Annotated in this window: 13 protein-coding genes; 4 read left to right on the top strand and 9 right to left on the bottom strand. The window is 42.7% G+C overall.

The window, feature by feature from the left end; translation table 11 throughout:
* Positions 1-98: 98 nt before the first annotated feature.
* The 3 genes from metH to metA are packed head-to-tail and all read right to left on the bottom strand — an operon-like array spanning position 99 to position 4743.
* Positions 99-2729 (bottom strand): methionine synthase, encoded by a 2631-nt coding sequence (metH, locus tag L1267_RS07750; protein ID WP_235382512.1) that lies wholly within the window; start codon positions 2727-2729, stop codon positions 99-101.
* A gap of 9 nt (positions 2730-2738) precedes the next feature.
* Positions 2739-3806 carry a homocysteine S-methyltransferase family protein gene (locus tag L1267_RS07745; protein WP_235382511.1) on the bottom strand — a complete coding sequence of 356 codons (1068 nt, stop codon included), beginning with the start codon at positions 3804-3806 and terminating at the stop codon, positions 2739-2741.
* On the bottom strand, positions 3796-4743 hold the full coding sequence (gene metA, locus L1267_RS07740; RefSeq protein ID WP_135923752.1) for a homoserine O-acetyltransferase MetA: 948 nt from the start codon (positions 4741-4743) through the stop codon (positions 3796-3798). The genes L1267_RS07745 and metA overlap by 11 nt, the downstream gene beginning before the upstream one ends.
* Before the next feature lie 246 nt (positions 4744-4989).
* On the opposite strand from metA, the gene ettA reads away from it, so the two are divergent.
* From ettA to L1267_RS07725, 3 genes are all read left to right on the top strand, one after another.
* On the top strand, positions 4990-6663 hold the full coding sequence (gene ettA, locus L1267_RS07735; RefSeq protein ID WP_135923751.1) for an energy-dependent translational throttle protein EttA: 1674 nt from the start codon (positions 4990-4992) through the stop codon (positions 6661-6663).
* Between the two features lie 137 nt (positions 6664-6800).
* Entirely contained in the window at positions 6801-7166 is a 366-nt protein-coding gene (locus L1267_RS07730; protein ID WP_135923750.1) for a PilZ domain-containing protein, read from the top strand.
* A gap of 53 nt (positions 7167-7219) precedes the next feature.
* Positions 7220-8128, top strand: a complete 909-nt coding sequence (locus tag L1267_RS07725; RefSeq protein WP_235382510.1) for a histone deacetylase family protein — start codon at positions 7220-7222, stop codon at positions 8126-8128.
* An 80-nt stretch (positions 8129-8208) separates the two neighbouring features.
* On the opposite strand, the gene cyoE is transcribed toward L1267_RS07725, so the two are convergent.
* The 6 genes from cyoE to L1267_RS07695 form a co-directional block, all read right to left on the bottom strand.
* A complete protein-coding gene (cyoE, locus tag L1267_RS07720; RefSeq protein ID WP_054554292.1) occupies positions 8209-9093 on the bottom strand; it encodes a heme o synthase in 885 nt (294 codons plus the stop codon).
* Positions 9094-9235: 142 nt separating this feature from the next.
* A complete protein-coding gene (gene cyoD / locus L1267_RS07715; protein ID WP_175080008.1) occupies positions 9236-9595 on the bottom strand; it encodes a cytochrome o ubiquinol oxidase subunit IV in 360 nt (119 codons plus the stop codon).
* A complete protein-coding gene (gene cyoC, locus L1267_RS07710) occupies positions 9595-10230 on the bottom strand; it encodes a cytochrome o ubiquinol oxidase subunit III (RefSeq protein WP_054554290.1) in 636 nt (211 codons plus the stop codon). Before cyoC ends, cyoD begins: the two co-directional genes overlap by 1 nt.
* Complete coding sequence (gene cyoB / locus L1267_RS07705; RefSeq protein ID WP_054554289.1) at positions 10227-12215, bottom strand: cytochrome o ubiquinol oxidase subunit I; 1989 nt, start codon at positions 12213-12215, stop codon at positions 10227-10229. Before cyoB ends, cyoC begins: the two co-directional genes overlap by 4 nt.
* Before the next feature lie 2 nt (positions 12216-12217).
* A complete protein-coding gene (gene cyoA, locus L1267_RS07700; RefSeq protein WP_054562298.1) occupies positions 12218-13132 on the bottom strand; it encodes a ubiquinol oxidase subunit II in 915 nt (304 codons plus the stop codon).
* Positions 13133-13368: 236 nt separating this feature from the next.
* Positions 13369-13788 (bottom strand): hypothetical protein, encoded by a 420-nt coding sequence (locus L1267_RS07695; RefSeq protein WP_135923745.1) that lies wholly within the window; start codon positions 13786-13788, stop codon positions 13369-13371.
* Positions 13789-14203: 415 nt separating this feature from the next.
* On the opposite strand from L1267_RS07695, the gene L1267_RS07690 reads away from it, so the two are divergent.
* A partial coding sequence (locus L1267_RS07690; protein WP_268842593.1) for a M14 family zinc carboxypeptidase occupies positions 14204-14661 on the top strand: 458 nt, incomplete at its 3' end.

Raw genomic sequence — 14661 nt, 5'->3', positions numbered from 1 at the left:
TGCCAGTACTAAAGCAATTAAAAAGAAAAAAGTATGAACAAAATGGGCATAAAAAAACGAGCCATTTGAGGCTCGTTTTTAATTTAAACTAAAGGTTATTATTCTGGCTCATAGCCCAAATTAGGCGACAACCAACGCTCAGCTTCAGCAAGTGTCATGTTGGTACGCTTAGCGTAATCTTCAACCTGATCTTTTTGAATTTGCGCCACTGCGTAGTATTTCGCTTCAGGGTGAGAGAAATACCAACCAGAAACTGCAGCACCCGGCCACATTGCGTATGAACTGGTTAGTTTCATGCCAATACGCTGTTCGGTATCAAGTAACTGCCAGATTTTCTTCTTCTCGGTATGCTCAGGACAGGCAGGATAACCTGGCGCTGGGCGAATACCTTGGTAGTTTTCACGAATAAGTTCATCATTCGATAGATTTTCATCTACCGCATAGCCCCAATATTCTTTACGCACTTGTTCATGCAAATATTCAGCAAACGCTTCTGCTAAACGGTCAGCAACGGCTTTAACCATGATCTTATTGTAATCATCTTGCTTGGCATCGAAGGCATCGGCAAGGTCATCCTCTTCAAGACCACCAGTTACCGCAAAAGCACCAAAGTAATCAGGGATGCCTTTTGGCGCGATATAATCGGCTAAGCAGTAGTTAGCAAAGTCGGTTTTTTCAGTTTGCTGACGTAAATGACACGATGTAGTTAAAAGCGTTGTACGCGACTCATCGGTGTAAATCTCAATGTCATCCCCTACTCGGTTTGCTGGGAATAAACCAATTACACCAAGAGGTTGTAGCGCACCTGATTGCTCAAGCTCATCAAGCATTGCATTAGCATCTGCGAATAAGCTTTTAGCCTGTTCACCCACAATTTCATCTTCAAGAATACGTGGATACTTACCAGCGATTGACCACGTCATGAAATAAGGTGTCCAGTCGATGTACTGTCTTAACGTCGCAATCGAAACATCTTTAAATTCAGTCACACCTAGCTTTTTCGGCACAGGTGGTGTGTAGTTGTCCCAATCAAGTTTTACTGCGTTGTCACGAGCACGCTGTAAAGTAACTGGTTTTGAGCGCGGCTTTTTACGTGCTTGTTGTTCACGTACTTTTTCATACTCAGTCTTGGTTTTCTCTAAAAATGCTGGCTTTAACTCTTTCGACAGTAAATTAGAAACCACACCCACAGCACGGCTGGCGTTATTTACGTAAACCACACCTTTATCATACTGAGGTTCAATTTTAACCGCGGTATGCGCTTTTGACGTTGTTGCACCACCAATCAAAAGCGGTAATTCAAAACCACGACGGGTCATTTCTTTGGCAACATGCACCATTTCATCAAGCGATGGGGTAATCAGCCCTGATAATCCAATAATGTCGGCTTTTTCGTCAATGGCTGTTTGCAAGATTTTCTCTGCCGGCACCATTACACCAAGGTCGATAACCTCGTAGTTATTACACTGCAGTACAACGCCTACGATATTCTTACCAATGTCGTGTACGTCGCCCTTAACGGTTGCCATAACCACTTTACCGTTGGTTGCGCCCTCTTCTTTTTCTGCTTCAATGAAAGGATCAAGATAGGCAACGGCGCGTTTCATTACACGAGCAGATTTAACAACCTGAGGTAAGAACATTTTACCTGCACCGAATAAGTCGCCTACTACGTTCATGCCGTCCATCAGCGGGCCTTCAATCACTTCGATAGGCTTAGCTTTGCTCTTACGGCACTCTTCAGTATCTTCGTCTATATACTCGGTAATGCCTTTTACTAACGCATGTTCAAGGCGCTTTTCAACAGGCCAAGTACGCCACTCTAAATCTTCTACTTTCTCTGCTTGCGCCATACCTGAGTATTTTGGTGCAAGTTCAACAAGTCGCTCACCAGCACCTGGGTCGGTATTGAGGATCACATCTTCTACAGCTTTTCGCAGCTCTTCGGGGATATCGTCGTAAACCGCTAATTGACCAGCATTTACAATGCCCATATCCATACCCGCTTTAATCGCGTGGTATAAAAACACTGAGTGAATAGCTTCACGCACTGGGTTGTTGCCGCGGAACGAAAACGACACATTCGATACACCACCCGACACTTTACAATGCGGTAAGCCTTGCTTGATTCGACGTGTACCTTCGATAAACTCAACAGCGTAGTTATCGTGCTCTTCAATGCCCGTTGCAACAGCAAAAATGTTCGGGTCAAAAATAATGTCTTCTGGTGGAAAGCCAATATCATCAACGAGTATTTTGTAGCTTCGCTGACAAATCTCGAACTTACGATCAGCAGTTTCAGCTTGCCCTTTTTCATCAAACGCCATTACAACCGCAGCAGCGCCAAAGCGCTTAATTAGTTTAGCTTGGCGGATGAATGGCTCTTCACCTTCTTTTAGTGAAATTGAGTTAACAATGGCTTTGCCTTGAATACACTTTAAGCCAGCTTCAATCACATCCCATTTCGATGAGTCGACCATGATAGGTACTTTTGAGATATCAGGCTCTGAGGCAATTAAGTTTAAAAACTTTACCATCGCCGCTTTTGAGTCCAACATGGCTTCATCCATATTGATATCAATCACTTGCGCGCCATTTTCTACTTGTTCACGGGCAACATCGAGAGCGGTCTCGTAATCTTCTTCCATGATCAAGCGCTTAAACTTAGCCGAGCCAGTTACATTGGTACGCTCACCGACGTTAGTAAATACAGCAATTTGGTCAGTCATGTCGGTTTCCTAGTTTAAGTTGCACGCTTCAAGGCCCGATAAGCGCATACGCACTTCAAGCTTAGGCAGTTGGCGAGGCTTAACACCACTCAGGCCTTTCGCAAACGCCTTAATATGAGCCGGTGTGGTGCCACAACAACCACCTACAATGTTAATAAAGCCAGATTTGCCCCAATCGATAATTTCTTTAGCCATTTCAGGGGCTTCTAAATCATATTCACCAAATTCGTTCGGTAAACCTGCATTTGGATGCACCGAGGTAAAGGTTTCACAAACACGCGATAACTCTTCAACATACTGGCGCAGTAAGTCTGGGCCAAGGGCGCAGTTGAGGCCAATTGAGAGCGGTTTAATATGGCGAATAGAGTTATAAAATGCTTCGGTGGTTTGTCCTGATAAAGTACGACCAGAGGCATCGGTAATGGTGCCTGAGATCATCACAGGCAAACTACGACCAGCTTGCTCGAAAGCTTCTTCTACGGCAAACGAAGCGGCTTTTGCATTAAGCGTATCAAAGATGGTTTCAATCAAAATAAGGTCTGCGCCACCTTCCATCAGTGCCAGTGTCGACTCAACATACGCAGCCACCAGCTTATCAAAATTGATATTGCGATAACCTGGGTCATTTACATCTGGTGAAATAGAGCAGGTTTTTGACGTTGGCCCAAGCACACCCGCTACATAACGCGGTTTACTTGGATCTTTTGCTTCAAACTCATCACACACGCCGCGCGCAAGTTTCGCTGACTCGAGGTTGATTTCGCGACTAAGACTCGCCATATCGTAATCTTCCATCGAAATAGTCGTGGCATTAAAGGTATTGGTTTCGATGATATCGGCACCGGCTTCTAAGTAAGCACGGTGAATATCAGCAATGATCTTTGGCTGAGTCAGACTTAATAAGTCATTATTGCCTTTAATAAGTACATGCCAGTCTTTAAAGCGCTCACCGCGATAGTCTTGCTCTTCTAATTTATGTTCTTGGATCATGGTGCCCATCGCGCCATCGAGGATTAAAATTCGCTGTTTCAGCGCCTCGGTCAATTGTTCGCGTTTATTCACTGCATTACTCGGCATAGTTGTTAGTCCTTACGTCTTGGCTAACTAAGTTAATATCATACGGTGTAGTTTGGTACACATAATAGTTTAACCAATTCGAAAACAATAAAAAGGCATGACTTTGCCATGTTTTCGATGGTTCGTTATCAGGGTTATCATCTGGGAAATAATTTTCTGGTTTAGGTGCGTCTGCAGACTTCTCGCTATCACGCAGGTACTCTTCTTTTAAGGTATGCGCATCGTACTCTGGATGACCTGTAATATACACTTGGCTGCCAGACTTATTCTTAATTAAATAGGCACCAACTCGCTCAGAACCAGCTAACACCACCAAATCATCACAGGCAGTGATCTTATCAATATCAATATGACCATAGCGAGAGTGTGGCACTAAAAAGGTATCATCAAAGCCACGGGTGAGTGCTGCGTGGTCAAAATAGCTTTTGTGGGTAAATACACCACTTAACTTATTTGGTTTAAGTTCACGCTTAAGACCATAGTGGTGATAAAGCCCCGCATGGGCCGCCCAACACGAAAACAGCGTAGAGGTAACATGCTGCTCAGCCCAGTCTAAAATCACTTTAAGTTCATCCCAATAGACAACATCGTCATACTCTAAATGTGCAAGCGGCGCACCCGTGATGATCATGGCATCGTAGTTATTGTCTTTTACCTCAGAAAAATAACGATAAAACGTATCTAAGTGCTGCTCAGAGTTACTACTGCTGCGGTGGGTATCTAAGCGCAACAGCTCAACATTAACTTGTAGCGGTGAGTTAGCTAGTAAGCGAATAAACTGCACCTCGGTTTCTACTTTGTTTGGCATTAAGTTTAAGATGGCCAAACGCATTGGGCGAATCTCTTGCGTTTTCGCACGGCTTTTTGGCATTACAAACACGTTTTCCTGACGTAACTTTGCAATAGCTGGCAATTCATCTTTTACTGTAATGGGCATAGCGGGCTCCGAGCATACATATTAGAGTGCTAATTATGAACGGATAGTTAGAAATTTCAACCTCTAGATGTTTAGATGTCCAAATGAAGTGATATTTCTGAGTGGTCATTAATTAAAATGTATGACTCTTTGAGTAAATAACACCTTGATATTAAGCCTATCATAAACGCTGAATTCTGTATTTTGAGGTAGTTTGGGTATACAATACTTGCTGTTAATTTTTATTATAAATTGAAGGCTTCTTTCATGGTGTTACCAGACAAGTTTATATTCTCGATGAGTCGAGTATCTAAGGTTGTGCCACCTAAGCGCACTATCTTAAAAGATATTTCTTTACACTTTTTCCCAGGCGCAAAAATTGGTGTGCTAGGTCTAAACGGTGCAGGTAAATCGACGTTACTGCGCATTATGGCCGGTGTTGACCAAGACTTTGAAGGTGAAGCTCGCCCTCAACCAGGCACTAAAATCGGTTACTTACCGCAAGAACCGCAGCTAGACGAGAACAAAACAGTTCGCGAAACAGTAGAAGAAGCGGTAAGCGAAGTTAAAAATGCATTAAATCGCCTAGATGAAGTATACAACGAGTATGCAATGGACGGTGCAGACTTCGATGCGCTTGCTAAAGAGCAAGGTGAGCTTGAAGCTATCATCCAAGCACACGATGGTCACAATATTGATAACGTGTTAGAGCGTGCAGCTGATGCATTACGCCTACCACCTTGGGATGCAAAAATTGAACACCTTTCGGGTGGTGAGCGTCGCCGAGTTGCGATCTGCCGTTTACTACTTGAAAAACCAGATATGCTTATTCTTGACGAACCGACTAACCACTTAGACGCTGAGTCAGTTGCTTGGTTAGAACGCTTCTTACACGACTACGAAGGTACTGTGGTTGCTGTAACCCACGACCGTTACTTCTTAGATAACGTAGCAGGTTGGATTTTAGAGCTTGACCGTGGTGAAGGTATTCCTTGGGAAGGTAACTATTCATCGTGGCTTGAGCAAAAAGATTTACGTTTACAACAAGAACAGAAATCTGAAAAAGCACGTCAAAAATCAATCGCACAAGAACTTGAATGGGTTCGTTCAAACCCGAAAGGCCGTCAAGCTAAGTCTAAAGCACGTATGGCACAGTTCTCAGAGCTTCAACAAAATGATTACCAAAAGCGTAACGAAACGAATGAGCTATTCATTCCACCGGGTCCACGCTTAGGTGACCAAGTTATCGAAGTGAAAGGCCTGAAGAAGAGCTTTGGCGACCGCGTATTAATTGATGACTTAAACTTTGCAATGCCTAAAGGCGCTATCGTAGGTATTATCGGTGCCAATGGTGCAGGTAAATCAACGCTATTCAAAATGCTAAGCGGTGAAGAAAAGCCTGATAGCGGTGAGATCATTGTTGGTGAAACAGTAGAGCTTGCAACTGTTGATCAGTTCCGTGGCAACATGGACGAGAGCAACACTGTTTTCCAAGAAATCTCAAACGGCCAAGACGTTTTGAAAATTGGTAACTTTGAATTCCCAAGCCGTGCCTATGTTGGCCGCTTTAACTTCAAAGGTAACGACCAACAAAAATTCGTTAAAGATCTATCAGGTGGTGAGCGCAACCGTTTACACCTAGCTAAGCTGTTAAAAGCTGGTGGTAACGTATTACTTCTGGATGAGCCAACCAATGACCTAGACGTTGAAACACTACGTGCACTTGAGAACGCTATTTTAGAGTTCCCTGGCTGTGTAATGTGTATCTCGCATGACCGTTGGTTCCTTGACCGTATTGCTACACATATTCTTGATTACCGTGACGAAGGCCAAATTAACTTCTTCGATGGTAACTACACAGAATACGAAGAGTGGTTGAAGAAAACCTTAGGCGCCGAAGCAGCACAACCTAAGCGTATTAAATACAAAAAAATTGGCTAATTAGCTGATATTAAAAAGCCCCTATTAAGGGGCTTTTCTATAACTATTAACTTTCATCAGTAATTATCAGCTGTTTTCTCTCATTCATTTCATATTGAACTATACTGTTTAGGCTAAAAAGTATGGAGAATAGAGACATGAATGAACGCAGAGAGTTTTCTAGGGTGCTATTTTCTTGCCCAGCTGTCCTTCATATAGAAGGTAACGACTATCACTGTCAGTTACTTGATTTATCATTACAAGGTGCACTTATCACTAAAAGTGATTCATTTTTAATACCTATACATTCTAAAGCCGATTTAATTTTCACCCTACCCGAATCAAGTATTGAGATAAAAATGCAAGTTGAACTGTGTCATGTTGAACATCAGCATGCTGGGCTTCGCTGCGAACATATTGATATAGATAGTATTAGCCACCTTAAGCGACTCATTGAGCTAAACCTAGGTGATGAAGCTCTATTGCATCGAGAACTAGCGCATTTAATTCACGCTCCAGAGTAAACATCTGCTCAGAAATTCGCTATGCTGTAGCAAATTCAGCTATTCAATGAGCTATGCAGTTAAATCCCCATTTACCTTTGGTTTATCATCCTAATTATTCGTTTAGCTTCGATCCAAACCACCGCTTTGTAATGAGTAAGTTTGCTTATTTATATGAGCATGTACAAAACCTTGGATTAATAAATGACAACCTAACTCAGCCGATGCTTGGCACGCCTGAGCCCCTTGAGTTAGTACATTGTGAAAACTACATCCACGACCTTTGGCATAATCGTTTAGATGAAAAAGCGATGCGTCGCATTGGCTTACCTTGGTCAAAAGAGCTAATGGCACGTACCTTTACCGCCCCACTTGGCACCTTACAAACAGCACGCTTAGCGCTGAAACATGACATCGCTTGTCACTTAGCCGGTGGCACTCATCATGCTCATACTGATTTTGGCTCAGGTTATTGCATGGTAAACGACCTAGCGTTCACCAGTGAAACCCTTATAAAAAGTGGTGAAGTGACCAATATACTTATTTTTGACTTAGACGTTCATCAAGGTGATGGCACCGCAGCAATGCTCGCACATCAGCCTTATGCTTATACCTGCTCTATTCACTGTGAAAAGAACTTTCCGTTTCGAAAATCGGCCAGCGATTTAGATATTGGTTTAGCACCGAATGTCGCTGATAGTGAATACCTAGGCGTTGTTGACGATACTCTGAGTTATTTATTAAACACCTTAAACCCAGACTTAGTGCTTTATGATGCCGGTGTTGATGTGTGGCAGCAAGATGGCTTAGGAAAACTTGATATAAGCTGGCAAGGGATAGCGCAACGGGACCATTTAGTTCTCAAGCGTTGCCTTGAGCACAATGTACCTGTCGCAACCGTAATTGGTGGTGGCTATGATAAAGACCATCGTCGTTTAGCGGCTCGCCATGGCATTGTAGTTGAGCAAGCTGCTCGTTTTTAATATCAGCAATGAAAAAAGGCCCGGGGAGAAAAAACCGGGCCTTTGCTACTGTAACATTGGGATATGTTAGCAACTTTTTTCTAAGTTAAAACAAGTAGCTGTGGAGCTACCGAATGGTAATCTAAAGCCATAGCTATGCTCAAAACCGTGATATTTACAATTGAAAAAGCAAACACTTGGCGCGCCCAGCCGCTAACATCAATATTGCGACGATAGCCACGAAGCGCCATTAGCAACCACCAAAAACTCGTTGTACAAGCTACAGCCATAAAGGCTAAACCTGTATAACCACTAATGGTTAATAACATCACAACCAACGCATACACGGCGATATATAAAACAATGTGATGCTTTGCCTTCTCGATCCCCTGCGCTACTGGTAACACAGGAATTCTGGCCGCTTGGTAGTCGTTATAACGAAAGATTGCAATTGCATATGAATGAGGCATTTGCCATAGACTAAACATGACCAATAAAATCACAGCACCAGCATCAAACTGCCCAGTTACGGCGCAGTACCCCACTACAGGTGGTACTGCGCCAGATAAACTTCCGACAAAGGTGCCGTACACAGAACGACGTTTCATATATAAGCTGTACACACCGACGTAAATGACGTAACCAAAAGTAGCAAATAAGAGTGCCACTACGTTGGTATACACAGCTAATAAACCGAAACCAATAACACCAAGCACGATGCCATGTGCCATAGCCGCCTTTGCTGACATTTCGCCAGTTACTGTGACGCGTTTGCGAGTGCGCGCCATAGCAACATCAATATCACGATCAATCACGTTATTGATCGCGCATCCTGATGCCACTACTAAAGATAACCCTAGCAAGGTTGCGATCATTAACCATGGGTCAATATCACCGCGAGAGGCTAGCAAGAATCCCCCCGCGACAGAGATCAAATTGCCCATGATAATGCCAGGTTTAGTGACATTTAAATAACGTCGAAACACTTCCTCGACTCCTCTAATTTTCAGCACAAACGCAATATTACGAAAGAAACTAGTTAGTAACAGACTGTAAGAACTGGAGACACAACCTCAGACTAACCAGCTCCTTTCGTAAATCTTTTTACCAATTACAAAGTAATTGTTATTAGTACATCATCATGGCGTTCGATTCGTAGATGATCCACACCGACAAACCAACCACCATTACAATGATTAAAGCACTAAAGATAAACGACAATGAACTTGCCTTGCCGTCTTCAGTTTTGAAGTTTAGGTGTAAGAAATATTTCAAATGCACCCAAATTTGCACAATAGCCATGCTCACGATGCACCATGCAGTGGTCGTTTTAGAAAAAGAACCACTCATCACAGCCCAAAATGGAATAGCCGTTAAAACCACTGACAATACAAAACCAATTAAATAGTCTTTAACGCTGCCATGTGATTGTTCATTTTGTGCATGAACTTCTAAGTTATTCATTACATGTGATTCACTGTGACTCATTACATTGCTCCCATTAAATAAACAACGGTAAATACACAGATCCACACCACATCTAAGAAGTGCCAGAATAGGCTTAAACAACTTAGGCGTGTCACTGTTTGTGGGTTTAAACCACGGCGCACAACTTCAATCATCAGGACAGTCATCCAAATAAGACCAGCTGTAACGTGAAGACCATGTAAGCCCACTAAAGAGAAGAACGATGTTAAAAAGGCACTTTGCTGAGGGCCATTACCGTGCGCAATTAGGTGATGGAATTCATATACTTCCATACCAATAAACACAGCACCAAAGGCAAAGGTAACCAGCAACCAAGTTAACGTAGCCGCTTTTTTCTGCCCGTGAGCAGAGATCATCGCAAAACCAAAAGTGATACTACTGAGTAGTAGTGCTGCGGTTTCAACCGCAACAAAATCAAGTTCAAAAATGTCTTTACCCGACACACCGCCAGCGGTATTCATGAACAATACTGCGTAGGTTGCAAAGAATGATGCAAACAACAGGCAGTCAGTCATAAGGTAAAGCCAGAAACCAAATACGGTGTTACCACCTGTATCGTGGTGCTCATGGTCATGTGCATCGACATGACCGTGTGCGCCGTTTAAGGTGTCGAGTCCTGCAGAAATGCTACTCATGCATTCACCTCCTTCGTAGCGGCTGTATTGTGAGCCGTTTCTAGTTCAACAATTTCATCTGGTTGCACGTAGTAATCAACATCGCTGGTGTAACAACGTTTAATGAACACCACGATAGCACCCAGTAAACCAAAGGCCGCAAGCCACCAAATGTGCCAGATCATGGCAAAACAGAAGGTTGTTAAAGCTGCGCTCATTAATACACCTGCCGATGTATTTTTTGGCATATGAATTGGGCTATAAGAGGCTTCTTGCTTGTAAGCTAAGCCTTTCTCTTTCATGTCTGTCCACGCATCGATGTCATCAACATGAGGGATTTTCGCAAAGTTGTAGTACTGCGGAGGTGAAGCAGATGCCCACTCAAGAGTATGACCATTCCACGGATCGCCCGTTGTATCATCAAGTTGCTCGCGGTTTTTGAAGCTCACTACAAGTTGCACAACTTGGAACAAGATACCGAACATAATGATCACCGCACCGCCAGCTGCAATGTATAACCAAATGTTCCAATCAGGGTTGTTTGTGTGGTTTAAGCGACGTGTCATACCTAAGAAACCAAGTACGTATAACGGCATAAATGCCACGAAGAAACCAATTAACCAGCACCAGAAAGATCTTCTGCCCCAGCTCTCGTCAAGTTTGAAGCCCATTGCTTTAGGGAACCAAAACGCAAAACCAGCTAAATAACCAAATACCGCACCACCAATGATGGTGTTATGGAAGTGAGCGATTAAGAATAAGCTGTTATGTAATACGTAGTCAGCACCTGGAATCGCAAGTAGAACACCCGTCATACCACCGATAGTGAACGTCACCATAAAACCTAAAGTCCAAAGGACAGGCACAGTAATACGTAAACGACCACGATACATTGTGAATAACCAGTTAAACAACTTAACCCCGGTCGGCACCGCAATAACCATGGTCATAACACCAAAGAAGGCATTAACGTTAGCGCTTGAGCCCATCGTAAAGAAGTGGTGAAGCCAAACGATGAAACCTAAAATTGAAATTGCACCACTTGCGTAAACCATCGACTTATAACCAAACAGGCGTTTACCAGCAAACGTTGAGATAACTTCTGAGAAAATACCAAACGCAGGTAAGATCAGAATGTAAACTTCAGGGTGACCCCATGCCCAGAATAAGTTGATGTACATCATCGCGTTACCACCTAATTCATTCGTGAAGAAGTGGAAATCGAGATAACGATCAAGCGTCAGCATTGCCAGTACAGCAGTTAAAATTGGGAACGATGCTGCAATTAAGATATTTGCCCACGTACATGCCCAAGTAAAAATAGGCATTTTCATTAATGTCATGCCTGGTGCACGCATTTTAAATACAGTCGCTAAGAAGTTTACCGATGTTAATAAGGTACCCAAGCCGGATATCTGCAAGGCCCATATATAATAGTCGACCCCAACACCCGGACTGAATGACAACTCTGACAACGGTGGATACGCAACCCAACCTGTTTTAGCAAACTCACCGAAGAATAATGAGATATTGATTAGGATTGCACCGCCAGCAGTTAACCAAAAGCTAAGGTTATTTAAGAATGGGAATGCAACATCACGAGCACCAATTTGCAACGGTAAGATGATGTTCATTAAACCAATCATAAACGGCATCGCCATAAAGATGATCATGATCACCCCGTGTGCCGTAAAGATTTGGTCATAGTGCTCTGGTGGTAAGTAACCACTTGCACCGCCGGTAGCCATTGCCAATTGCAGTCGCATCATAATGGCATCCGCGAAACCACGGAAAAGCATGATAAGCGCAAGAATGATGTACATAACACCTAAACGCTTATGGTCAATTGAGGTGATCCAGTCGTGCCAAATCACGCCCCACTTTTTATATTTTGTTACTAAGCCTGCCACTAACAGACCTAAGACAGCAACAACCGTCATGGTAACCATGATAATTGGTTCATGAAACGGGATTGCGTCTAATGTTAATTTACCTAACAACGACATGATTATTCCTCGTCCTCGCTGTGCTTCTTATGAGCTGAGTGCTCTGGCATAGCGTGTTGCATTGCACCGTGAGAGCCATGCGCTTGCATATATTTCATTACGATTGAATGGAACATATCTTTATCTACGCTGGCATAGTATTTAACTGGGTCGTATTCACTTGGTTTTGCAAGTTCAACATAGCTTTGCTTAGTCAATGCAGAACCGGTATTTTTTACTTTGTTTACCCAAGCATCGAAATCAGCTTCTGTGGCTGTTGCAATGGCATCGAACTTCATACCAGTGAAACCTGCACCACTGTAGTTAGCAGAAAAGCCTTTAAAAGTACCCGGCTCATCAGCGATTAAGTGAAGCTTTGTTTCCATACCGGCCATTGAGTAAATTTGGCTACCAAGCTGTGGAATGAAAAACGAGTTCATGGTGCTTTCTGAGGTGATTTTGTACTGCACTGGCACATTGGCAGGAAAAACAAGCTCATTCACTGTGGCGATGCCTTGTTCTGGATAAATGAATAACCATTTCCAGTTCAAAGAAACAACCTCAACAGTAAGGTGCTTACCTTTACCCTCAAGTGGTTTATATGGGTCAAGTTGTTGCGTTGACTGCCACGTGATCACACCTAAAATCGCAACGATGATGATAGGAATGGTCCAAACTACAGCTTCAATCTTATTAGAGTGCGCCCACTTTGGAGCGTAAATTTCTTGATCTCGTCCATCACGGTATTTCCATGCAAAATAAATTGTCATGGCAATAACTGGAATCACAACAATCAGCATTAACACCGTAGCTACGATAATTAAATACTTCTCGTCGACACCAATTTGACCTTTTGGATCGAGTACCCCGCCTTTACAGCCAGACAAAGCCAGCACTAAAGACGCTAGAGCAATATTACAAAGGTTTCGAATTGACAAAGGAATATCCTACAACCTAAAAGTTAACACTTGTCGAAATAAGAACACGACGCTTTTCTGCAACAGATGCTACAGATATCCCTCGGCTGACTAACGAGCACGACAAATCGGCACGCTAAAAAGTGAGGGAGTTTAGGTTGGCTGACTGAAATTTGGGCGTAAAAAACCCACTAGGTGCTTAGTAAAGACAACTTAGAAAACAACTAAAATGGCTGAACTTAAGCAACAAAGCTTATTTACAGACAACCACTTACACGAGGAGGAGCACGACAGCCATGAGCGCTGTGTACTACTAAAGACTTTATCGTTTCACGCGCAGCGAAAGCCGCTTTACGTAAAATGACACCTGCACGACGCGCAGGGAAGAAATGGAAGACCAACCAGCATAAACCAATAAGTAATTGGCAAGACACAACAGGGTAAGCTAAAAAACTCAACACATTAAGCAACGGTGTTTCGTATAAAGCACCTTCGCTTAATAAGCTTCTAAGCCCTTGAGCATCTTCTACTGTGCCGTTGATTAGCATGGCTGAATTAATCAGCAACAAGGCTAAAACTGACATTAGCTCTTTACCAGCAAAAAACGCACGCGCAGCCAATTGCAATCTAGCTAAGCTAGACTGTTTGACACCTTGTGACTGACTAATTGCTCGCAAAACTCACGCCTTTTTATCGCTTTTACTGCATTTTGGGTAAGCGGCTTACCCTATTTTTAAATGCGGTAACATGATCTTCATCAATAAAGTTTCAGTAATTACTGAAATTTCGATGTGGAGTATAACAAAGTCAACAGACGGTACAAGTAGAAATTAACAGCACAAGGTTAAGTGTTGTTTAGCTAATTGCTAATGAGCTGTAAAAAAATTAATTTATCAAAGCTAAGTAGTTAAAATTAAAAGTGTATTTTATATAGCAAAAAGCAATGAACAAAAAGAAAATGACATATAAACAAGGATTAAACACACACTTACTCAGTAGCAATCAAAGCTTTAATACTGAACAAGGATTAGCCAAACCAGTTTAAATATAATATTCTACAAATCATCAAAACAAAGAATAAAAGAGATAATTATGCGTCAACATGCACTCGCAGCAGTCCTTTTAACATTAAGTACCAGTACACTCGCAAATACGATTGAAGACACCGTAGCGAGCGGCTTGAACAAACCTGCTATTTACTACGCCGATATAGAACCTTACTTAAAAAGCGCAGCAAAGCACCCAAGCGTTACACTAAAACAATTAGGCACCTCTTTCCAAGGACAGGCACTTAACTCTCTTAAAATCGGCACAGGCCCAATCAAAGTGATGATGTGGAGCCAAATGCACGGCGACGAAAACACAGCTACTGCCGCACTAATGGATTTTTTAAGCTTTATAACTGCCGATGAAAACGCACAATGGCTAGAAAAATGGCAACAGAAAATAACCCTTCTCATCATTCCCATGGTTAATCCAGATGGCGCTGCAATGCAAACTCGTCATAATGCTCAAGGTATTGATTTAAATCGTGATGCTAAAGCTCTTCG

The sequence above is a fragment of the Pseudoalteromonas sp. OFAV1 genome, assembly GCF_021532595.1.
GTDB classification, from domain to species: domain Bacteria; phylum Pseudomonadota; class Gammaproteobacteria; order Enterobacterales; family Alteromonadaceae; genus Pseudoalteromonas; species Pseudoalteromonas lipolytica_C.
The sequence above is the reverse complement of the archived record's forward strand: the minus strand, read 5'-3'. Positions and strand labels throughout refer to the sequence as shown.